The 21,314-nt window shown below is 68.6% G+C and carries 19 protein-coding genes; 7 read left to right on the forward strand and 12 right to left on the reverse strand.

Annotation, left to right across the window (positions count from 1 at the left end; genetic code table 11):
• Positions 1 to 70 precede the first annotated feature (70 nt).
• From AB0I10_RS19800 to AB0I10_RS19815, 4 genes are all read left to right on the forward strand, one after another.
• Positions 71 to 772, forward strand: a complete 702-nt coding sequence (locus AB0I10_RS19800) for a FadR/GntR family transcriptional regulator (RefSeq protein ID WP_363153793.1) — start codon at positions 71 to 73, stop codon at positions 770 to 772.
• Between the two features lie 253 nt (positions 773 to 1,025).
• Complete coding sequence (gene dgoD / locus AB0I10_RS19805) at positions 1,026 to 2,171, forward strand: galactonate dehydratase (protein WP_363153794.1); 1,146 nt, start codon at positions 1,026 to 1,028, stop codon at positions 2,169 to 2,171.
• Between the two features lie 153 nt (positions 2,172 to 2,324).
• Entirely contained in the window at positions 2,325 to 3,323 is a 999-nt protein-coding gene (locus AB0I10_RS19810) for a sugar kinase (protein WP_363153795.1), read from the forward strand.
• A gap of 25 nt (positions 3,324 to 3,348) precedes the next feature.
• Positions 3,349 to 3,558 (forward strand): zinc ribbon domain-containing protein, encoded by a 210-nt coding sequence (locus tag AB0I10_RS19815; protein WP_363153796.1) that lies wholly within the window; start codon positions 3,349 to 3,351, stop codon positions 3,556 to 3,558.
• A gap of 124 nt (positions 3,559 to 3,682) precedes the next feature.
• Here AB0I10_RS19815 and AB0I10_RS19820 read toward each other — a convergent pair whose 3' ends face one another.
• The 3 genes from AB0I10_RS19820 to AB0I10_RS19830 form a co-directional block, all read right to left on the reverse strand.
• Positions 3,683 to 4,342: an O-methyltransferase gene (locus AB0I10_RS19820; RefSeq protein WP_363153797.1), complete on the reverse strand. Its 660-nt coding sequence runs from the start codon at positions 4,340 to 4,342 to the stop codon at positions 3,683 to 3,685.
• Between the two features lie 179 nt (positions 4,343 to 4,521).
• Positions 4,522 to 5,181: a response regulator transcription factor gene (locus AB0I10_RS19825; RefSeq protein WP_363153798.1), complete on the reverse strand. Its 660-nt coding sequence runs from the start codon at positions 5,179 to 5,181 to the stop codon at positions 4,522 to 4,524.
• Positions 5,172 to 6,308, reverse strand: a complete 1,137-nt coding sequence (locus AB0I10_RS19830; protein WP_363153799.1) for a histidine kinase — start codon at positions 6,306 to 6,308, stop codon at positions 5,172 to 5,174. Before AB0I10_RS19830 ends, AB0I10_RS19825 begins: the two co-directional genes overlap by 10 nt.
• A gap of 109 nt (positions 6,309 to 6,417) precedes the next feature.
• Here AB0I10_RS19830 and AB0I10_RS19835 point away from each other — a divergent pair, with 109 nt between their 5' ends.
• Positions 6,418 to 7,056 carry a DedA family protein gene (locus AB0I10_RS19835; protein WP_363153800.1) on the forward strand — a complete coding sequence of 213 codons (639 nt, stop codon included), beginning with the start codon at positions 6,418 to 6,420 and terminating at the stop codon, positions 7,054 to 7,056.
• Here the strand turns inward: AB0I10_RS19835 and AB0I10_RS19840 are convergent.
• The 3 genes from AB0I10_RS19840 to AB0I10_RS19850 form a co-directional block, all read right to left on the reverse strand.
• Positions 7,019 to 7,840: an HAD family hydrolase gene (locus AB0I10_RS19840; RefSeq protein ID WP_363153801.1), complete on the reverse strand. Its 822-nt coding sequence runs from the start codon at positions 7,838 to 7,840 to the stop codon at positions 7,019 to 7,021. The two genes, AB0I10_RS19835 and AB0I10_RS19840, sit on opposite strands and share 38 nt — an antisense overlap.
• Before the next feature lie 73 nt (positions 7,841 to 7,913).
• Entirely contained in the window at positions 7,914 to 10,499 is a 2,586-nt protein-coding gene (locus tag AB0I10_RS19845) for a phosphoribosyltransferase (RefSeq protein ID WP_363153821.1), read from the reverse strand.
• A 180-nt stretch (positions 10,500 to 10,679) separates the two neighbouring features.
• Positions 10,680 to 11,852, reverse strand: a complete 1,173-nt coding sequence (locus tag AB0I10_RS19850) for an HpcH/HpaI aldolase/citrate lyase family protein (RefSeq protein ID WP_363153803.1) — start codon at positions 11,850 to 11,852, stop codon at positions 10,680 to 10,682.
• A gap of 217 nt (positions 11,853 to 12,069) precedes the next feature.
• Here AB0I10_RS19850 and AB0I10_RS19855 point away from each other — a divergent pair, with 217 nt between their 5' ends.
• Entirely contained in the window at positions 12,070 to 13,269 is a 1,200-nt protein-coding gene (locus AB0I10_RS19855; protein WP_363153805.1) for a TerD family protein, read from the forward strand.
• A gap of 154 nt (positions 13,270 to 13,423) precedes the next feature.
• Here AB0I10_RS19855 and AB0I10_RS19860 read toward each other — a convergent pair whose 3' ends face one another.
• The 6 genes from AB0I10_RS19860 to AB0I10_RS19885 all read right to left on the reverse strand — a co-directional run bounded on the left by AB0I10_RS19860 (position 13,424) and on the right by AB0I10_RS19885 (position 17,948).
• Entirely contained in the window at positions 13,424 to 14,152 is a 729-nt protein-coding gene (locus AB0I10_RS19860) for a Tellurium resistance (protein ID WP_363153806.1), read from the reverse strand.
• 99 nt (positions 14,153 to 14,251) lie between these two features.
• The gene (locus AB0I10_RS19865; RefSeq protein ID WP_363153807.1) at positions 14,252 to 15,394 is read right to left on the reverse strand and encodes a DUF475 domain-containing protein; all 1,143 of its coding nucleotides are present in this window, start codon (positions 15,392 to 15,394) and stop codon (positions 14,252 to 14,254) included.
• 52 nt (positions 15,395 to 15,446) lie between these two features.
• Positions 15,447 to 16,022, reverse strand: coding sequence for a TerD family protein (locus AB0I10_RS19870; protein ID WP_363153808.1), 576 nt, complete (start codon positions 16,020 to 16,022; stop codon positions 15,447 to 15,449).
• A gap of 126 nt (positions 16,023 to 16,148) precedes the next feature.
• Positions 16,149 to 16,724, reverse strand: coding sequence for a TerD family protein (locus tag AB0I10_RS19875; RefSeq protein ID WP_363153809.1), 576 nt, complete (start codon positions 16,722 to 16,724; stop codon positions 16,149 to 16,151).
• A 173-nt stretch (positions 16,725 to 16,897) separates the two neighbouring features.
• Entirely contained in the window at positions 16,898 to 17,356 is a 459-nt protein-coding gene (locus AB0I10_RS19880) for a peroxiredoxin (RefSeq protein WP_363153810.1), read from the reverse strand.
• A gap of 151 nt (positions 17,357 to 17,507) precedes the next feature.
• Entirely contained in the window at positions 17,508 to 17,948 is a 441-nt protein-coding gene (locus tag AB0I10_RS19885; protein ID WP_363153812.1) for a DUF3052 domain-containing protein, read from the reverse strand.
• A 519-nt stretch (positions 17,949 to 18,467) separates the two neighbouring features.
• On the opposite strand from AB0I10_RS19885, the gene aceE reads away from it, so the two are divergent.
• Positions 18,468 to 21,215, forward strand: a complete 2,748-nt coding sequence (aceE, locus tag AB0I10_RS19890; protein WP_363153813.1) for a pyruvate dehydrogenase (acetyl-transferring), homodimeric type — start codon at positions 18,468 to 18,470, stop codon at positions 21,213 to 21,215.
• Positions 21,216 to 21,314 lie beyond the last annotated feature (99 nt).

Raw genomic sequence — 21,314 nt, forward strand, 5'->3', positions numbered from 1 at the left:
TATGAATCCTTTGGCGATCTCTACCTAGGCGCGCAGGGCGACGCCGCCACCGAGCAGGGAGCACACCACCATGAGGCAGTTGGGGAACACCGCCTCGTACGCGGGACGCGGGATCCACAAAGTGGCGGTCGAAGCGCTCGCGAAGCGGATCTTCGACGGGACTTACGGCGAGGGCGACACCCTCGCCATGCCGGACTTGATGGCAGAACTACAGGTCAGCCAGACCGTGCTGCGCGAGGCGATCAAGGTGCTGTCCACCAAGGGCCTGCTCGATGCCCGCCAGAAGCGCGGTACCTTCGTCCGCCCCCAGGAGGAGTGGAATCTCCTGGACGCCGACGTCCTGCGCTGGAAGCTCGCAGTCGGCGCCTCGTCCGATTTCTTCGCCGACGTGCTCGAACTCCGCCGCTCCATCGAGCCTGCTGCGGCCGCGCTCGCCGCGGAGCGCCGTACCGACGACGATCTCGCGGCACTCGACTCCGCACTGAAGGCGATGGCCGCCACCGACAGCGATCCCGTGATGCTCGTACGCGCCGACGCGGCCTTCCACACGGCGATGCTGATCGCGTCGAACAACCGCTTCTACGCGCAGATGCACCGGGTGATCGTGCCCGTCATCGTCCAGCGCGACCGGGCGGTGCAGACAGGGGGCGAATTCGAGTATCCGCATGCCGTGCACGCCAAGGTCGTCGAGGCCGTACGTGACCGGGACGCCGACGGGGCGTATGTATCGATGCTCGAATTGCTGGACATGTCGGCTCGTGGCCATCCGTAGGACCCTGAGGCCATCCGCAGGACGCAGCGACCGATGGACACCCCCTGTCCGATCGACGCCGTCAGCCCGATAGACACCGTCTGCCCGACGGACTTCACCGGTAGGACAGCCGATCTGAGCCTCGGCGATCCCAACGCCAGCGGGTAGGGCGATACCAACGGGTAGGACGACGCCAACGGGTAAGGCGACGTGTGCGGGGCGTAGGGGTAGGAACGATGCGTACGAGCCCGCTGCCGAAAGGACGGTCCGGTCGATGAAGATCAGCCGTATCGAGACGTTCCTCGCCCCGCCACGCTGGATGTTCGTACGGGTGGAGACCGATGAGGGCGTCGTCGGCTGGGGCGAGCCTGTGGTCGAAGGGCGGGCCGAGCCGGTGCGGGCAGCCGTGGAGGTGCTGTCCGAGTACCTCCTTGGCCTGGATCCCTCGCGAATCGAGGACCACTGGCAGGTCATGACCAAGGGCGGCTTCTACCGGGGCGGCCCCGTCCTGTCGTCCGCCGTCGCCGGACTGGACCAGGCACTGTGGGACATCAAGGGGAAGCGGCACGGCGTACCGGTGTATCAGCTGCTGGGCGGACCTGTCCGCGAGAAGATCAGGGCCTACGCATGGGTCGGCGGCGACGCCCCGCACGCGATCCAGGACGCGCTGACCGCGCAGATCGAGGCGGGCTTCACCGCCGTCAAGATGAACGGCTGTGGCCGGATGACTCCCGTGGCCACCCGCGCCGAGGTCCGGGAGTGTCTGCTGCGCGCCGAGACCGCACGCGAAGTCCTCGGCGAGGAACGGGACTTCGGGCTCGACTTCCACGGCCGGGTCTCCCCCGCCAATGCCCGTCGCCTCCTCCCCCTACTGGCCGAGCACGCCCCGATGTTCGTCGAAGAGCCCGTCCTCCCCGACTACATTCAAGCCCTCCCAGACCTCGTCAACGCCTCCAACATCCCCCTCGCACTCGGTGAACGTCTTTTCACCCGGCAGGAGTTCCTGGCGCCGCTGCAGGCCGGGGTCGCGATCCTGCAGCCCGACATCTCACATGCGGGCGGCATCTCCGAGCTGCGCCGGATCGCCGCACTTGCGGAGGCGTACGGGGCACAGCTCGCCCCGCACTGCCCGCTCGGCCCGGTCGCGCTGGCCGCCAGCCTCCAAGTCGCCTTCACCACCCCGAACTTCCTCATCCAGGAGCAGTCCATCGGCATCCACTACAACCAGGGCGCCGAGCTGCTGGACTACGTCGCGGACCCCGAACCGTTCCGCTTCCACAAGGGGTCCCTGCTGCGGACCGACCGCCCCGGGCTCGGCGTGGAGGTGGACGAGGCCGCCGTGCGGGATGCCGACGAGAGAGGCCACGCCTGGCGGAACCCCGTCTGGCGTCATGCGGACGGCGCGTTCGCCGAATGGTGAGGGGCGCCCGCGAGCGGCCAGAGGACGTTCGCAGAATGGCAGAGGCTGCGACCAGGGCGGTCTGGGCAAGCGCGCGGCGGAGTTGAAGGCGGTGTACGCGGGATGAGCGGGCAGCGGGTTACGGGAGCAGGGCAACGAGGGCACTCGGGGCGCATGGGTCCGGACGTGTTCACCTTCGGCGAGACGATGGTCGCGCTACGGGGCAGCGGCCCGCTGAAGCTCGGCGGCACAATGAACGTCTCCATCGCCGGGGCGGAGAGCAATGTCGCGATCGGCCTGGCCCGGCTCGGCCACGACGTCCACTGGTCGGGGGCGGTCGGTGAGGACGAAGCCGGACAACTGGTGCTGCGTACGCTGCGGGCCGAAGGCGTCGAGGTCTCCGGCGCCTCGGCCGACCCGGATGCCCCGACCGGACTGATCCTCTTCGAGCCGCGACTGCCGGAGATCACCCGGGTGCATTACTACCGTGCGGGTTCGGCCGGTTCACGACTCAAACCCAGCGCGATCGAACAAGCTTTCTCCGCTGCCCCACCCCGCGTACTGCACCTGACAGGCATCACCCCAGCCCTGAGCCCCACAGCCCGTTCAGCGACGCAGCTTGCCCTCCAACTTGCTAGCGAACACTGCTCATTGGTATGCCTCGACGTCAATTTCCGCGCACGGCTGTGGACCGCGGAGGAAGCCGCCGGAGTCCTGCGCGAGTGGATGCCGTACGTGGACACCCTGATCGCCTCCGACGACGAACTGCCCCTGTGCCTTCCGACGGGCGGGGCCGGGGCAGAAGGCGACACCGCCCCAGCCCCCGGCGACCCGGCCGCCACTCTCGCGGCGCAGGCCAAGCTGCTGCTGAAGCTGGGCGTCGGCGAGGTCGTGGTCAAACTCGGCTCCGCCGGGGCGACAGCCTTCACCGACGACGGCTCGCTGCACCGGCCTGCCAGGTCGGTACGGGCGGTGGATCCCGTAGGCGCGGGCGATGCCTTCGTGGCGGGCTACCTCTCGGCGCTGCTGGACGGCGAAGACCTGACCGGACGCCTTGAGCGAGCCGTCACCACCGGCGCGTTCGCGGTCGCCTCCCCTGGTGACTGGGAGGGCGCCCCGACCCGCTCCGAGCTGGGCATGCTGGGTGCACGCCCCGGCACCGTCGTGCGCTGACCTGCTCCACAGCTAATCTGTGGCCATGCCCCGATACGAATACCGGTGCCGCCCCTGTGGCTCCACCTTCGAACTGAACCGGCCGATGGCCGAGTCCTCCGCCCCGGCCGTGTGCCCCGACGGCCACGAGGACACCGTGAAGCTGCTCTCCGCCGTAGCCGTCGGTGGCTCCGCGGCCGCCCCCGCCCCCAGCGGCGGAGGCGGCGGCTGCTGCGGTGGCGGCTGCTGCGGCTAGCGCTGCGAGCACGGGCGCCCCGGTGAGCTATGGGGCGCCCTGACAGGCAATGGGCAGGCAATGGGCACCCCTCACCCCGGCGGCCTTGCGCCCGCACAGCCCGCACAGCCGCTACGGCCGGGCCCTACCGTCGACGCGCCACCGTCACGCCATCCGCCACGGTGAGCATCACCGCCTCCATCCGGTCGTCCGCCATCACATGGTCGTTGAACTCCCTGATCGCCTGCGCCGATCCGGTCGCCTGCGTATCGGTGACCTCGCCGTGGAACAGGACGTTGTCCGCGACGATCAGGCCCCCGGGCCGCAGCCGCGGCACCAGTTCTTCCCAGTAGCCGATATAGCCTCCCTTGTCCGCGTCGATATAGGCGAGGTCGATGTGCGGCTCGGCCGGCATCGCCCGCAGCGTGTCCAGTGCGGGCGCGATCCGCAGCTCAACACGGTCCGAGACACCGGCCTTCGCCCATGCCTCACGGCCGTACGCCGTCCATTCCTCGGAGACATCGCAGGTGATCAGCGTGCCGTCCGCAGGCAGCGCCTGGGCCATGGACAGCGCGGAGAATCCCGTGAACGTCCCCACCTCGACAACATGCCGCGCCCCGATCAACCGCACCAGGAAAGCGAGCAGCGGGCCCTGCTCCTCGGCCGACTGCATCACCGCCTCATCGGGGAACTGCCGGTGCGTGGTCTCCACGAGGCCCCGCTGCGCGGAGTCCAGCGGCGGATTGTGGGCGAGTACGTAGTCGTACATCTCCGCTGTGATCGGCGTGCTCTTGGACTCGGTCACTCAGTTCTCCTCTTGATCCCAGCCAGTGGTCACGGCCGGCTTCCGGAGAGCGCAGCCAACCGCTCGGCGAGACTAACCGAGCACAGCCGCCCATCCCTCTCAACTCTCCCTTCTCCCCCTCCGATCGAGCCCGCGCCTCAGGCCCAGGTCACCCTGGTCCCTCCCCTCCCCGCTTCCCCTCACGTCCCCAAGTACCGCAGCACGGCCAACACCCGGCGCGAGTATCCCGATGTACCGGTGAGGTCGAGCTTCTCGAAGATCGCGTTGGCGTGTTTCTCCACGGCGCTCTGCGAGATGTGCAGCCGGACGGCGATCGCCGCATTGGTGTGGCCCTGTGCCATCTCCCCGAGCACTTCCCGCTCGCGTGCGGTGAGCGTGCGCAGCGGATCCGAGCGGCGGCTGCGCACCAGTAACTGCCGTACGACTTCCGGGTCGAAAGCCGCCTGTCCGGCCCCCACCCGCTCCAGCGCGTTCAGGAACTCGTCGACCTGGACCACCCGGTCCTTGAGGAGATAACCGACCCCCTCACTGTCCTCGGTCAGCAGTTCGGTCGCATAGCGGCGCTCGACGTACTGCGACAGGACCAGTACGCCGATGCTTGGCCAACGCTCCCGGATCTGCACGGCCGCCCGCAGTCCCTCATCGGTGTGCGTGGGAGGCATACGGACGTCCACGACCACCGCGTCCGGCTGCTCTCCTGCTTTCCCGGACTTCTCCAGCACAGAGATCAACTGATCGGCGTCCCCCACCGCGGCTGCCACCTCATGCCCCTCCTCGGCAAGGAGGCGCACCAGCCCCTCCCTCAGCAGTGTCGAATCGTCGGCAAGCACTACGCGCACGGCAGCTCCGCGGTGATGGTGGTGGGTCCGCCGGCCGGGCTGCCCACCCGAAACCGGCCGTCAAGGGCGGCAACCCGGCGGGCCAACCCGAACAGGCCGCTGCCGGTGACATCCGCGCCGCCCAGCCCGTCGTCCTCGATACGCACGAGCACGCCGGCCTCGCCCGGGGCGACGCGGACCGTTATCAGTCCGGCTCCCGAATGCTTGACCGCGTTGGTGACGGCTTCGGAAACCACGAAATAGGCAACCGTCGCCACGGCGGTGTCGGGCTCACCGGCAAGTGCGTAGTCAAGGCGTACGGGAATGGCGGAGCGCTCGGCGACCGTCTCCAAAGCGGCCCGCAGCCCGGCTTCGTCCAGCACCGTCGGATAGACCCGCCACGTCACTTCACGCAGCTCCGTCAGGGCTTGACGGCTCTCTTCATGGGCCTGGCGCAGAAGTTGGGCCGCGCGCGTCTCATCCTTGCTCCGCAGGGCACGGCCGAGGAGCATCCCGAGGGCCACCAGTCGCTGCTGCACTCCGTCGTGCAGATCGCGCTCGATGCGGCGGCGCTCGTCGTTGACCGCGGCGACGACGCCGGCACGGGTGGTCGCCAACTGCTCGATGCGGCGCTCCAATTCGTCCTGGTGGCTCGGGCCAAGGTAGCGCCGGGCCAGCTTGGTCTCCAGGTCGACGACTCCGAACGAGCCCTGCAGGCTGAGGAAGAGGAGGAAGAGGCCGCCGACGCTTGAGAACGCGAGGGTGCCGGGGTAGCTCACCTCAGTGAACAGCACGGTGTAGATCCAGGCGACGCTGTACACCGCCCCGATCAGCGCTGCGGACACGACGAGGACGCCGAGCAGGCCCAGCGTCCAGCGCAGCGACAGATATTGCAGGGCGCGGTGGTCCGCGTATGCGTCAGAGGTGTCCGCCGCGAAATAGCCGAGGCGACGGCGGTTGGTCTCGGTCAGGGATCGCGCGGCGGCTGTCACGGGTTTGAGGACCGCTCGGCGGCCACGTGGCCAGGCGAGAACAAGAAGCAGGGAGAAGCCGGAGAGCACGACGAAGGGGAGCTCGGCAGCCGCCATCACGGCACCCAGCACCAGCCCTGTCATCAGACGCAATCCGCGTCGTGCGATTCCGAACATGATCAGAACGCTAGCCGCACCGCACGGACTCACACACTGCGGAAAACCGCACTCTTTTGTGCGGTAGTCCGCAATGTGCAGCCGGCCGAGAATTCATAGCTTTGAAAACATGATCGAGAGCATCGGAAACACCGCACCCGGCTGGATCACCGACCTGATGGACACGCTCGGCGCGCCCGGGGCAGGCCTGGCAATCGCCGCAGAGAATCTCTTCCCGCCGTTGCCGAGCGAGGTGATCCTGCCGCTGGCGGGCTTCGCGGCGAGCCGCGGCAGTATGCAGCTGTACTCCGCGCTCGCGTGGACGACACTCGGCTCGGTGACCGGCGCCCTGGCGCTGTACGGCGTGGGCGCGCTGCTCGGGCGCGAGCGCACGGTCGCGATCGCGTCGAAGCTGCCGCTGGTCAAGGTCTCCGACGTCGAGAAGACGGAGCGCTGGTTCCAGCGGCACGGCACCAAGGCGGTGTTCTTCGGCCGGATGATTCCCATCTTCCGGAGTCTGATCTCGATACCGGCCGGCATCGAGCGCATGCCGATAGGGGCCTTTCTCGCCCTGACCACCCTCGGCAGCCTCATCTGGAACGCGGTCTTCGTCCTCGCCGGCTATGTGCTCGGCGAGAACTGGCAGGAGGTGACCGGTTATGTGGATGTCTATTCGAAGGTGGTGCTCGTGGCAGCGGCGCTGGCGGTGGCGGCCTTTGTCGCCGTACGCGTCAGCAGGCGCGGCCCGGGGCTGCGACGCCGCGGATGAAGGCCCGCACAATCTCCTCGCCCGCCGCGACACCACGCTCGTCGAGCGCCGTGACATGCGGGGCCTGCCAGCCCGAGTCCGCCAGCTCTCCGTGTCCGGGCCGCCAGCCGCGGTCGGCCGCCAGCAGCAGATCGGCGTCGAGAAGAGAGTCGCCGGCCGCGAGAATCTCGGACGCCCCGGTGCGCCGCGCGACCTCCGCGACGGCAGCGCTCTTGGTAAGCGGCTTCGGCACGGCGTAGATCTTGCGGCCTTGGAGAGAAACGGTCCAACCGCGTTCCTCCGCCCAGTCGGTGAGGTCCTTCACCCAGGTCTCCGGCAGCAGCGGGCGCTCCACGACGAGGTAGGCGAAGAGGTCCTCGGCGACGCGTTCCTTGAGCAGCCAGGCCGGGTCGGCGGTGCGGACGAGATGCGCGCGGATCTCGTCAAGGGGCGCGCATTGCGAGGCGAGCCGCTCTGCAACGGTGCGCTGCCAGTCCGGGTCCGACTCTCCCCGCACGAGCAGGTGGCCGCCATTGGCGCAGATGGCGAACTCCGGTGCCGGGCCGGGGAGATGGATGCGTCCGTACTGCTCGCGGGTGCGGGTGGTGGTCGGCACGAAGGTGGTGGAGCCGGCCAGTTCGGCCAGCAGCCCGGCCGCCGTCTCCGTCATGTAGGAAAGCGGCTTGTGCTCGTACGTCTCGACGCACAGCAGCCGTGGCGCCTCGGCGTCGGGCATGGCGAGATTCAGCGCGGCGGCCGAATAGATCAGGGTGCGGTCGAGGTCGCTGGCGACGATCGCGCTCATGCCGACACCTCGCTGCGCTCAGCCACGCATTCGCGCGGCGCGCACCTCTCAATGACTCGCTCGCTGCGCTCGCTCATGAGGAGGCCACCGCCTTGCCGTCAGCACCCGTGGCCCCGCGAGTGAAGCGGGGGTGGATCAACCCGACACAGGTATAGGGCAGTTCGTCGACCTCTTCGACGGGCACGCCCCGTTGTTCAGCCAGGAGGCGCACATGATCGAGATCGGCCCCGGCACCCCGCTGGGCGAGGATCTTCCAGGGGACCCTGCGCAGCAGTACGCGCGTGGTCTCACCGACGCCGGGCTTCACGAGGTTCACGTCGTGGATGCCGTATTCCTCACTGATCCGCTCGACGGCCGCCCAGCCTTCCCAAGTGGGAGCGCGGTCGGCGCCCGCCAGCTCCTTCACCTCCGCGGCGACCGCCTCGGTGACATCGCCGAACCGCGCGCTGACCTCGTCCAGGAAGGCACGAGACACATCGGTGTCGGCCAGCTCGCGGTAGAACTTGGCGCCGTGGAAGTCGTCCGGGCCCACCAGGTCATCACGCAGGACGGTGCGGGATATGAGCCCGGAGACGGTGGAGTTGAGGCATGCGGACGGGATGAGGAAGTCGTCGCGGGTGCCATAGGTCTCGACGCAGCCGCCGGGGTCGGCGAGTACGGCGATCCGTGGGTCGAAGCCCGGGAAGTCCTCCAGCGCCTGGGCGAGTTCGCGGGTGATGGCGCCCTTTCCGGTCCAGCCGTCCACGAAGACGACGTCCGCCGGATCGTGGTGAGCGGCCAGCCAGCGCAGTGCGGTGGTGTCGATGCCCCGGCCACGCACGATGGATACGGCGTAGTGCGGCAGGTCCAGGCCGTGTGCGTACTGCGCCCAGCGGCGCATCAGCACACCGACGGGTGTGCCGGCCCGCGCCAGCGACACAAGGACCGGGCTCTTCGTGCGTTCGGCGAGCACGGTCTCGGTGACGGTCCCGACGGCGCGCGCGATCCGGCTCGCGGAGGACTGAAGCGCGCTGTGGAAAAGCGCTTGGTACTGCTCGCTCGGCTGGTATTCCACGGGCAGCGACTCGGCGTAGTGGGCACCGCCGCGCTGAATCGCCTCCTCGCGCTCCTCGGTGGGCGCTTCCAGGGTGACGTCGGACAGATCCTGCACAAGCCAGCCGACCTCGTCGGGGGCGTAGGAGGAGAAGGCGGGGCCGCGCAGCGGCTCGGGAAGGGGCATGGATCGGGCCTGTCGTTGCGGGGCGTGCGATGCGGAGATCTCGTCCGCCGCTCGGCCGCCCAGTTCGGACGGCGAGGGGGACGGCGCCTCGGAAGAGGTCTCGGATCGCGGGGTGTACGAGGGGATGACGGCGAGCACCAGCCGGTCGGTGTGCTCGGCGAGGCGGTCCAGCAGACCGTCGGGGGCGTGCAGCTCGGGGAGGTCGCCGTGCGAGTCCACGACGGCCACGATGGCGTCGAAGCGGCGTGCCGGGTCGGCGCCGGCCGCGACGTTGTACGCGTATCGCTCCCCCGGTCCGTCCGCCGGCTGGTCGTGGGCGGGGAAGGAGAGCCGGGTCCGTATCGCGTAGCCGGGGTCGTCCACGGCAAGCACGGGCGATCGGGTGGTGGTCGAGAAATAGACCCCGTCGCCACCGGCCGGCGGAGCCGGCTCGCTGACCCGCGCCACGGTGGCGGCGACCGCCGCGTCGGCGACCTGGGTGTCCAGGGCCTCGGCGATCCGCAGCGGCGTGTACATCAGCTCCTCGTTGCCGAGGACGAGAATGCGGCGGGCGCCGTCCAAGTGCTCCGCGATCCGGGCCGCCATGGCCGGCAAGCCGGCCTCCAGCCGCTCGCGGTGCGCAGGTGTGAAGCCGTGCCGTCCGCCGTCGGGCACCCCGGCCGGCCAGTCGAGGGCAACCCGTACGACGTCCGTGGCCCGATGGCTCGTCGAGGACACATTGAGGGACTCATGGGCGGCGACGAGTTCCTGGCCACGCGCCAGGACGTCCGCCGGGAGGCGTACGCCGCCCGCGGCCAGAGCCACGAGGTCGACGCGGGCGCCCAGTTCCGCAGCGAACTTCTCCAGGTGGCTGCGGTCCGCGTCGGAGCGCATGTCGACGAGTGCGACGACCACGTACCGCTCGCGCGGGAAGTGGGCGTGCAGCGCCTTGATGGTGTTCAGGACGGTCCTGCCGGTGGAGAACTCGTCGTCGACGAGGACCAGTGGTCCGTCGCCGGCGAGAAGGTCGCGCTCTTCCGGAAGGAGCAGATGCGAGGTCGCATGGCTGTGCTCCTCTTCGAAGCCGCCCACCTGCGCGACGCCCGCCACAGGCCGGCGCGTGGAGTGCAGATACGGCGCGAGCGCCAGCCCGTCGGCCACGGAGTGCCCCAGTCCGGTGGCGGTCTCGGCGTAGCCCAGGACGACGGACCGGGCGGCGGCCTCGTCGCCCAGCAGCTCCCGCACCCTGCGCCCCAGCCCGACGCCGGCACCGTGGACCACTCCAGGCCGCTGCGGTACGTGCTTGCCCAGCACGTTCGACACGAGCAGATGGGCCCGCTTGGGGTTACGTCGCAGTGCGAGTCCCAGCAGCTTCGGCAGTTCGTCCCCGCCGCTCAGCGAGACACCGAGCCGCCCGGCGACCCACTCTCCGGTCCACACCACGCGTTCCGTCTCCTCCATCGTGTCGTTCGCCGAATTCCTCGGCGCATTCTCCGCGCTGCCGTCGGCGGCGGTCTTCATCGCACCGCTCGTTGCGTCGTTCGTCGCGTTCTTCGCAGACCTGGTCATCGTCATCGTCCGGTGCCTCCTGTCCGGCCAGTTCACCGGCCGGCACGCTCACGAGCCGGCCCGGCCCCCGCGCTACGTCTGCGGGAGGCTCGCCGTCAGCAGCTCCACGAAACCGATGCCCTCGCGCGCGACGCCGAACGCCTCGGCGCGCAGCAGAGTGCGCTCGGCCCAGGCGCGGTGCGGCTTCACCTCGTTCATCTTGTTCGTATAGGCGGAGCGCAGGACGCCGCCGTCGCACCGCTCGGGCCGCAGGATGTCCGCAGCGTCGCTGAACTCCTCGTGGCTGACGACCGAGAGGGCGTGCACCGGCGCGACATGGGAGGGATGGATGCAGGTCTTGCCCTGCAGGCCGTTTGCGCGGTCCAGCTCGATCTCACGCAGCAGACCGTCCATGTCGTGCTCGATCAGTGCCGTGCGGAGTTCCTCGGCCCGCCCCAGGAACGGGCTGCGTCGCAGCTGCGGCTTGAACATCCGCTCGTGCAGCCGGAAGTACTCCCACACCGGGCCGGTGACCGTGAAGCCCGTGCCGTCCGCCCGGCCCAGCACATTCACCACGTCGGAGATCACGGAGGCAACGATATGGACGTCATACGCCGTCATGTCAGGTGCTCGGCGCAGTCCGTAGGCCGAGCAGAAGTCCGTGACGCCGAGCCGCAGGGCGAGCACCCGTTCCCGGTATTTGTCGACGGTCCTGGCGATGCCCTGAAGGGTCTCGGTGCGGCTCTCCAGGTGCAGCAGCTGCGGAGATTCGAGCACGGGCATCGCGAACAGCCGCCGCCCGCAGGCGGACTCCGCCTTGACGAGCGCCTCCAGGAACGGAACTCCGCGTTCCTCGGTGAACTTCGGCAGTACGAATCCGGACAGTCTGCGCGCCGTGGGGCCCATCCGGCGTACCAGATCCGGAATTTGGCCGGGTTCGCGGACACGGATGAACAGCAGCGGAAGGTCCGTGCCCGCCGTGGCCGCTTCGTCGAGCAGTCCGAATTGCCGCACGAGGTTCTCCTCGCCGGCCGCCACGTCCCCGTCCCCTATGGAGTCCTCAAGACACAGCACCATGGACATCACACCGCGCCCCGCCTGCTTGAGGATGTCGGCGGCGAGTTTCGGCCGGGTTGCCGGGCTGTAGAGCGTCGCACCCAGGGCTACCGCGAGCGTGCGGGCCGGGGAGCCGGCGGTGAACTCCGCCGGCTCCTGGTGGAACAGTGTCTTCCGGATGTCGGGCGCAAGGTGCCCAAAATGACGCATACAACTCCCCGTATACAGGCGGGACCCGGGCACACCCGCTGCGTCCGCTGTCTGGATCCAGCCGGTAATCGTACGTGTGCCGGAGCGGGGTTAGTTCCCCCGTGCGTGAAATTCTCGTAAGCGGGACGAGACGCTGAAGTGTCCGCGATCGCGACCCGTGCACATCGCACAGGCCCCCGCGTTGTCGCTGCGACCTCAAGGAAGGCAGGATTGCGGCATGACGCACGCGATGCTGAAAGGGTCGAACGTACCCCTCGACACCACGGCTGTACGGGCCGTCCTGCGCTGGACGCCCGGCGCCGGTGTGCCCGATGTCGATGCCTCGGCACTGCTGGTCGGGACCGAGGGACGCGTGCGCTCCGACGAGGACTTCGTCTTCTACAACCAGCCGCGGCATCCCAGCGGCCTGGTCCGGCATCTGCCCAAGACCCGCCTTGCCGACGGTCTGGCCGACACCATCGAGGCGGATCTCTCCGCTCTGGAGCCGTCCGTGGACCGGGTCGTACTGACCGCGTCGTCGGACGGCGGCGCCTTCGGGCTCGTATCGGATCTGCGCATACTCCTCTTCGACGCGGCGGACGGCGACGGCGATCCGATCGCGGTGTTCGACGTCGTGCCCGAGACGGGCGACGAAACGGCGCTGATCTGCGGGGAGCTCTACCGGCGCGCCGAGAGCTGGAAGTTCCGCGCGCTGGGGCAGGGGTACGAAACCGGTCTGGTCGGTCTGGCAACCGAGTTCGGCATCTCGGTGGAAGAAAACGACTCCCCGGCCTCCGGACAAACGCCACCGTCCGCCTCGGAGACACCCGCCTCGGATGCACCGGCGTCGGCGCAGCCCGCCTCGGGCCCCGCCACAGCTGCCGAACTGCCTCCCGCGGAGGGCCCGACCACCAGCGGACCGAGCGCCAACGGCTCGACCACCAACGAACCGACCGCCCCCGGCCAGCCCCCCGCCCCGGCGACACCGCCGCCGAGTACCTGGCCGGAAGAGGCCGTCGGGGCGTCGGCCGCGGCGGACCCGCAGACGTATCCGGGGGCGGACGCCGATGCCGTCACCCAGCATGTGCCGGACCCGATGCCGGAGCCATACTCCGCCGCCCCACTGCCCTCGGGGGCCGCGGCGTCCGCGCCGCCCCCGCCGCAGCCCACCGGCGGCGGCTACGGCTACCCGCAGGACGTTCCGCCACCACCAGCCCAGCCGCCTGCCCAGCCCCCGTCGTACCCCACGTACGGCTATCCGGGCCCGCCGCCCCAGCAGCCCCACTACCAGCCCCAGCAGCAACCGCCGTCCGCGTACGGCTATCCGCAGCCTCCGCACCCCGCCCCGGCCTACGGTTATCCGACGCAGCAGCAGCCCTTCGTGCCGGACCCGTCCTTCGTACTGCCGCCCCAGGGCCCGCAGTTCCAGCGTCGCTAGGGCCTTTCCGACCCTGGCCCGTCGGACAGGCCCTAGCGGCGGCCGGCGCCCTCCGGTCCGTCGCCCGGGGCCGCCCGGCAGCCCCGGGCGGCGCCCCCGCGCCCGGGAAAGTGCCGCACCCGCCCCGCTTCACAGCCACGCCCCGGCCCCGCTCTCAGACCTTCGACTTGTACCCCCGCCCCCACTGAAGCCCCCAGCCGTACAGCCGGTCGAGCTCCGCCTGGAAGCCGTATACGTACTTCACCTCACGACGCACCGTCAGCTCGCCCTTGGTGTTCTCCAGCATGAATATGGCGCAGGAACGGGCTTGTGGCGCCCGTTCATCGAGCTTGATCTCCATCCGCGGCCCGTTGCTCGGATAGAGCGTCACCACCGCGTGCGTACGGTCGAACGCGGGCGTCCCGTCGTAGATGTAGACGAAGATCAGCAGCCGCTTGATCTCGTCGCGCTGATCCATGTTGATGTACAGCGTCTCGCCGGACGGCGAGCCGAACCGGTCGTCGCCGCTGAGCTTCACGAACGGAGCGGTGTTGAGGTCGCCCAGGAAGTTGCCCAGCGGCTGCACCACTCCCTTGGTGCCGTCCTTGAGCTCGTACATGCAGGCCAGGTCCAGGTCGATCTTGACCACGGCCGGCCCCTGCGCCTGCACGACCTCGGGCTTGAACATCTTGCCCGGGTGCCGCAGCAGACTGCCCTTGCGCTGCTCGCCGAGGTCCGAGGACCGCATCTGCCAGTGCAGATTGACCCTCAGATGCCCGGTGGCCGCCCCCTGCTTGGTCAGAGAGATGACCGGATTCCGCTTCGTCAGCTCGACGACATACGACGCCCCGCCGTTGTCGTACTTCGGCGCACCACCACGCCGCCAGTTCCCCAGGAACGACACCTTGCCCACCCCATTGTTCAGCCCCGAATACTGCGGGGCGGCCTTGAGGTCTGCACCCCATGGCCGCCCCGCAGAGAGCGTTCCTCAATCAGAGCCGCGTCACACTCCGGACGTGACTTCCGACGTCGCCCCGGATTCGCTCTCGGGCTTGCCGTCGCGCCGGTTCTTCACCACGGACGACCAGAAGGAGAGCGCGATGAGCACGATGCCGACCAGGCCGGTGAAGACCTCGCTGATCTCGTACTTGATCGTGATGAGGAGGATGATGCCCAGCGCACCGATCGCGTAGTGCGCGCCGTGCTCCAGATAGACGTAGTCGTCCAGGGTCCCCTTGCGGACGAGGAACACCGTCAACGATCGGATGTACATCGCGCCGATGCCGAGACCCAGCGCCATCATGAAGATGTCGTTGGTGATGGCGAACGCGCCGATGACGCCGTCGAAGGAGAAGGACGCGTCGATGACCTCCAGGTAGAGGAACAAGAAGAACGCGGCCTTGCCGGCCAGGCCCACGACCGCACCGGTCCCGCCGCCATTCTTCGCAGGCGCCGCTGCACCCTCCGCCTCGTCGTCCTCGCCTTCCTCGTCCTCCTCCAGCTTGGCCTCGAAGAAGCCGGAGACTCCGCCGACGATGAGATACGTGATGAGGCCGGCGAGGCCGGCGAGCAGCACCGTGACGCTCTTGTCACCACCGCCGTGCACAACATCCGTGGCCAAGGTCATCGCGCTCACCAGCAGGGCGACCAACGCGATGATGATGGACAGCGTATCGAGCTTGCCGATCTTGGCCAGCGGCTTCTCGATCCAGGCCAGCCACTTGTAGTCGCGCTCCTCGAAGATGAAGTCGAGGAAGATCATCAGCAGGAAGATACCGCCGAAGGCCGCGATGGCCGGGTGGGCGCTGGTGACCAGTTCCTCGTACTGCGCCTTGTCATTGATGGCGAGATTGATCGCTTCGATCGGCCCGAGCTTCGCGGTGATCGAGACAATGGCGACCGGGAAGACCAGCCGCATGCCGAAGACCGCGACGAGGATGCCGATGGTCAGGAAGATCTTCTGCCAAAAGGCGTTCATCTTGCGCAGGACGCCTGCGTTGATGACGGCGTTGTCGAACGAGAGCGAGATCTCCAGGATCGACAGGATCCCGACAATCGCGAGCCCCTGCCACCCCCAGAGCACGCCGGCCAAGGCCAGGCCGAGCACCGTGATGGCGAACGACCAGCCAAAGGTTTTCAGGAGCACTGCCTACCCAATCCCTCGCTGTGTGGGGTCACCCGCGCTATGCGCGGCGCCTTTACGAAACGTTGACCCCGAAGTCTAGAGCGATGCCTCGGAGGCCCGACGCGTACCCCTGGCCCACCGCGCGGAACTTCCACTCGCCGTTGTGGCGGTACACCTCGCCGAAGATCATCGCGGTCTCGGTCGAGGCGTCCTCGCTCAGGTCGTAGCGCGCCAGCTCCGCTCCGTCGGCCTGGTTGACGACGCGGATGAAAGCGTTGCTGACCTGGCCGAAGCTCTGGCTGCGGGGCTCTGCATCGTGGATCGAGACCGGGAAGACGATCTTGTCGACCTGCTGCGGCACCTGGGAGAGGTCCACCAGGATCGACTCGTCGTCGCCCTCGCCTTCACCGGTGAGGTTGTCGCCGGTGTGCTCGACGGAGCCCTCCGGGCTCTTGAGGTTGTTGTAGAAGACGAAGTACTCGTCCCCCAGCACCCGACCCGACTGGCACAGCAGCGCGCTGGCATCGAGGTCGAACGGCGCTCCAGTGGTGGAGCGCGCGTCCCAGCCGAGGCCGACCATGATCTGCGTGAGATTCGGAGCGGCCTTGGACAGGGAGACGTTGCCCCCCTTGGCGAGCGTGACGCTCATAGTGTTCGCTTCCTCCCCGGTGACGGTACGGGCCGCACTCAGGCGCGACCCGCCTCCCTTTCAAGCACGCCCGGCGCCGCACTCCCTGTGGGGACGTACGGCGCCGGACGAGGTGGCCGAGCTCGGTCAGACATTGACGCCGAAGTCCTGCGCGATGCCGCGCAGGCCCGAGGCGTAGCCCTGGCCGATGGCGCGGAACTTCCACTCCGCGCCGTTGCGGTACAGCTCGCCGAAGACCATGGCGGTCTCGGTCGAGGCGTCCTCGCTCAGGTCGTAGCGCGCCAGCTCCACCCCGTCGGCCTGGTTGAGCACGCGGATGTAGGCGTTGCGGACCTGGCCGAAGCTCTGCTGGCGGGTCTCGGCGTCGTAGATCGACACCGGGAACACGATCTTGTGGACCTCGGCGGGCACTCCGGCGAGGTTGACCTTGATGGCCTCGTCGTCGCCCTCGCCCTCACCGGTGGTGTTGTCCCCGGTGTGTTCGACCGAACCGTCCGGGCTCTTCAGGTTGTTGAAGAACACGAAGTTCTGGTCGTTGGCGACCTTGCCCTCATCGTTGGCCAGCAGGGCGCTGGCGTCCAGGTCGAAGTCGGTACCGGTGGTGGTACGCGCGTCCCAGCCCAGACCGACGAGGACGGCGGTCAGGTTGGGGGCTTCCTTCGTCAGCGAGACGTTGCCGCCCTTGCTGAGGCTGACTCCCACGAGTCCTCCCATAGATTCGAGGGGTACGTAAAGATTTGCGCCCCCAGCGTGCATGGCATCGGATCAACGAATCGATCCTAGTGACGGGTTCCCGCCGAGCTACAGATATCGCACGTGGAGGGACACGGATGTCGGCCGGAGGCGCCGGAGGCGCCCCCGACGACGCGGCCGGGTCAGAGGTTTTCGAGCGCCTTGACGTAGTCGTTGAGGTCGCGGGCGTCGGGCAGGCCGTTGACGACGGTCCAGCGCACCACGCCCTCCTTGTCGATGATGAAGGTGCCGCGGACCGCGCAGCCCTTCTCCTCGTCGAAGACGCCGTACGCCCGCGATGCCTCGCCGTGCGGCCAGAAGTCCGACAGCAGCGGGTACTCCAGGCCCTCCTGCTCGGCGAAGACGCGCAGCGAGAACGGGGAGTCGCTGGAGACGGCCAGCAGCTGGACGTCGTCGTTGGCGAACTTCGGCAGCTCGTCGCGGAGCGCGCACAGCTCGCCGGTGCACACACCGGTGAAGGCGAACGGGTAGAAGAGGAGGACGACGGCCTTCTCGCCGCGGAAGTCGGAGAGTTTGACCAGCTCGCCGTGCTGGTTCTTCAGCTCGAAATCCGGAGCCTTCGTGCCGACCTCGATCGCCATGGGGTTGCTTCCCTTCCGCTCTCTCTCAACTGGACGCGCCCAACCCTACGCGCCGCGCCGAACGCCCCGGGAACCCCTCCTGAACAGGGCCGAGCCCCCTCCGGAACAGGCCGGAGAGGGCTCGGTGGAACGTCCGTCGAGGTGGTGCGGATCAGCGCTTGCCGGGCTTCGCCGCCTTCGGCGTGACCAGCCGGCTGCCCGACCAGTCCTTGCCCGCGTTGATGCTCCTGGTCTGGGACAGACCCGCGGTCTGCGCGGCCTCATTGATGTCGCTCGGCTCGATGTAGCCGTCACGGCCTGTCTTGGGCGTCATCAGCCAGATCTCGCCGCCCTCGTCGATCAGACCGATGGCATCCACCAGCGCGTCCGTGAGGTCGCCGTCGTCTTCGCGGAACCACAGCACGACGACGTCAGCGACGTCGTCGTAGTCCTCGTCAACGATCTCCTGGCCGATCACGGCCTCAATGGCTTCACGGAGCTCCTGCTCGACGTCATCGTCGTAGCCGATCTCCTGGACCACCTGTCCGGGCTCGAACCCCAGCCTGATGGCCGGGTTGGTCCGCTCCTCCGCGTGGTCCGCGGTCGCGCTCACGGATTGCCTCCTGTCATGTTTCGGAAAATGCTTTTGGACCCCGCGCGTGCGCGGAGCTTTGGGCGTAGTCCACACGGGCCGGGCGGATCGCGCAAGTACCCGGCGGTCGAGACCGCCGAAACGGTGACGATTGAACGCGTCTCGCCGCAACTACGACCCCACTGGGACACGGCGAAGTGATTCACACCACAGCGTTCTGCCGGGTTTGTGGGGTAGACGCGCGCGACTGGGCCCTTTGGGGGGCGCCGACCATGTGCCCGATCCGTTTTCGGGGGTCGCACGGCCGTACGCGAAGGACTTTCGACATGGGCGTATGGTTGCGATTTGGCCGACCCGAGAAATCGGCCTTTTCCGCGCCCATCTCTCGGCGAGTGGTTACCCGGCGGTAGAGATGACGTATCCGTGTGACTCGGTACACGATGGAAGACGGCGCGACACCACAACAGATTCAGCATTCGTCCACGTGCGCAGCAGCAATGGCGTGCAGAGCACGACACGACCCGAACACGAAGGAACAGCGTGGCTTCCGGATCCGATCGCAACCCGATCATCATTGGCGGCCTTCCCAGCCAGGTCCCGGACTTCGATCCCGAAGAGACCCAGGAATGGCTCGACTCGCTCGACGCTGCCGTCGATGAGCGAGGCCGGGAACGTGCCCGCTACCTCATGCTTCGCCTGATCGAGCGGGCCCGCGAGAAGCGCGTGGCCGTGCCTGAGATGCGCAGCACGGACTACGTCAACACCATCGCGACCAAGGACGAGCCGTTCTTCCCGGGCAACGAGGAGATCGAGCGCAGGATCCTCAACGCGACCCGGTGGAACGCGGCCGTCATGGTCTCCCGGGCCCAGCGTCCGGGCATCGGCGTCGGCGGCCACATCGCCACGTTCGCCTCCTCCGCCTCCCTCTACGACGTGGGCTTCAACCACTTCTTCCGGGGCAAGGACGAGGGCGACGGCGGCGACCAGATCTTCTTCCAGGGCCACGCCTCCCCCGGTGTCTACGCCCGCGCGTTCCTTCTGGACCGGCTGTCCGAGGCTCAGCTCGACGCCTTCCGCCAGGAGAAGTCCAAGGCCCCCTACGGTCTGTCGAGCTACCCGCACCCCCGGCTGATGCCGGACTTCTGGGAGTTCCCGACCGTCTCGATGGGCCTTGGCCCCCTCGGCGCGATCTACCAGGCCCGTATGAACCGCTACATGGAGGCGCGCGGAATCGCCGACACCTCCAAGTCGCACGTCTGGGCATACCTCGGTGACGGCGAGATGGACGAGCCGGAGTCGCTCGGCCAGCTGTCCCTGGCCGCCCGTGAGGGCCTGGACAACCTGACCTTCGTCGTCAACTGCAACCTGCAGCGCCTGGACGGCCCGGTCCGCGGCAACGGCAAGATCATGCAGGAGCTGGAGTCGCAGTTCCGCGGCGCCGGCTGGAACGTCATCAAGCTGGTGTGGGACCGCAGCTGGGACCCGCTGCTCGCGCAGGACCGCGACGGCATCCTGGTCAACAAGCTCAACAGCACGCCGGATGGCCAGTTCCAGACGTACGCCACCGAGACCGGTGCGTACATCCGCGAGCACTTCTTCGGTGACGACCACCGGCTGCGCGCCATGGTCGAGAACATGTCCGACGACCAGATCCTGCACCTGGGCCGCGGCGGTCACGACCACAAGAAGATCTACGCGGCGTACGCGGCGGCCAAGGCGCACAAGGGCCAGCCGACGGTGATCCTCGCGCAGACCGTCAAGGGCTGGACGCTCGGCCCGAACTTCGAGGGCCGCAACGCGACCCACCAGATGAAGAAGCTGACGGTCGAGGACCTCAAGGGCTTCCGTGACCGGCTGCACCTGCCGATCCCGGACAAGGACCTGGAGGACGGCGCCCCGCCGTACTACCACCCGGGTGCGAAGTCCGAAGAGATCCAGTACATGCACGACCGCCGCAACGCGCTGGGCGGCTATGTGCCGACCCGTGTCGTGCGCAGCAAGCCGCTGCAGCTGCCGGACGACAAGGTCTACGCGGGCGCCAAGAAGGGCTCGGGCCAGCAGAAGATCGCCACGACCATGGCGTTCGTCCGGGTGCTCAAGGACCTGATGCGGGACAAGGAGATCGGCAAGCGCTTCGTGCCGATCGCGCCCGACGAGTACCGCACCTTCGGTATGGACGCGTTCTTCCCGTCGGCGAAGATCTACAACCCGCTGGGCCAGCAGTACGAGTCGGTGGACCGTGAACTGCTGCTCGCCTACAAGGAGTCGCCGACCGGCCAGATGCTGCACGACGGCATCTCCGAGGCGGGTTGCACCGCCTCGCTGATCGCGGCGGGCTCCGCCTACGCGACGCACGGCGAGCCGCTGATCCCGATCTACGTCTTCTACTCGATGTTCGGTTTCCAGCGCACCGGTGACCAGTTCTGGCAGATGGCGGACCAGCTCGCGCGCGGCTTTGTGCTCGGCGCGACCGCCGGCCGTACGACGCTGACCGGTGAGGGCCTCCAGCACGCCGACGGCCACTCGCAGCTGCTGGCGTCGACCAACCCGGCCTGTGTCGCGTACGACCCGGCCTACGGCTACGAGATCGCGCACATCGTCAAGGACGGTCTGCGGAGGATGTACGGCGAGTCCGCCGAATTCCCGCATGGCGAGGACATCTTCTACTACCTGACCGTCTACAACGAGCCGATCCAGCACCCGGCGGAGCCCGCCGGCGTGGACGTCGAGGGCATCCTCAAGGGTCTGCACCGCGTCAAGCCCGCCGAGAAGGGCCAGCACTCGGCCCAGATCCTCGCCTCGGGTGTCGCGGTGCCGTGGGCCATCGAGGCCCAGCGGATCCTCGCGGACGAGTGGAACGTCAAGGCGGACGTCTGGTCGGCGACCTCCTGGAACGAGCTGCGCCGCGATGCGGTGGAGGTCGAGGAGCACAACCTGCTGCACCCGGAGGAGGAGCAGCGCGTCCCGTATGTGACGCAGAAGCTCCAGGCCGCCGAAGGCCCGAAGGTCGCGGTCTCGGACTGGATGCGTGCCGTCCCGGACCAGATCGCGCGCTGGGTCCCGGGCGCGTACCAGTCGCTGGGCGCCGATGGCTTCGGCTTCGCGGACACCCGTGGCGCGGCCCGTCGCTTCTTCCACATCGACGCGCAGTCGATCGTCCTTGGCGTGCTCACCGAGCTCGCCAAGGAGGGCAAGGTGGACCGCTCGCTGCTGAAGCAGGCGATCGACCGCTACCAGCTGCTGGATGTCACGGCCGCCGAAGCGGGCGAGGCCGGCGGCGACGCATAGGCCCCAGCCGACTCGTATTGCCCCGCCGTGGGGGGGGGGCGCGCCGCGCGGCCCGGGGCCGCGCGGGTGGGGGGCCCCCCCCCGCCCGCCCCCCCCCCC

The sequence above is a fragment of the Streptomyces sp. NPDC050636 genome (assembly GCF_040654775.1).
GTDB lineage: Bacteria > Actinomycetota > Actinomycetes > Streptomycetales > Streptomycetaceae > Streptomyces.